Origin of the sequence: Vibrio neptunius (assembly GCF_000967495.1) — a bacterium.
Taxonomy (GTDB): domain Bacteria; phylum Pseudomonadota; class Gammaproteobacteria; order Enterobacterales; family Vibrionaceae; genus Vibrio; species Vibrio neptunius.
Window position 1 is genome coordinate 1 of the sequence record NZ_JXXU01000171.1, and the last position, 303, is coordinate 303.

The window sequence follows — 303 nt, forward strand, 5'->3', positions numbered from 1 at the left end:
TACTGGATACGTTAGACTCAGTGGTCGCATAAGGCTATTCCTCTTTACTCTGGTTTTTTACCAGCTGACTCTGGCTAGGCGCTGGATGGGTTGGCATAGGGGGCAGCCGCAACTGAACCTGATGGGTTGGCATCAATGATAGCTTTGACTCCGCAAGCGCTGGCATGGTTTTGTGCTCGCTGACCCCCGCTAAGGTTTGCGCCTGATAGACGCTAACCAGTGCATTGCCGTTATCATACGGGTTATTGGCATGGCGACCAACAAACACGTTGAGTCTTTCTTGCCTGATGGTCCCTTGCCCTT

At 52.1% G+C, this 303-nt stretch carries 1 protein-coding gene; it reads right to left on the reverse strand.

The genetic code is table 11. From position 1 onward, the window contains the following. Positions 1-34: 34 nt before the first annotated feature. Positions 35-303: hypothetical protein (locus TW84_RS24785; protein ID WP_045978057.1), on the reverse strand; the 269-nt coding region annotated here is incomplete at its 5' end.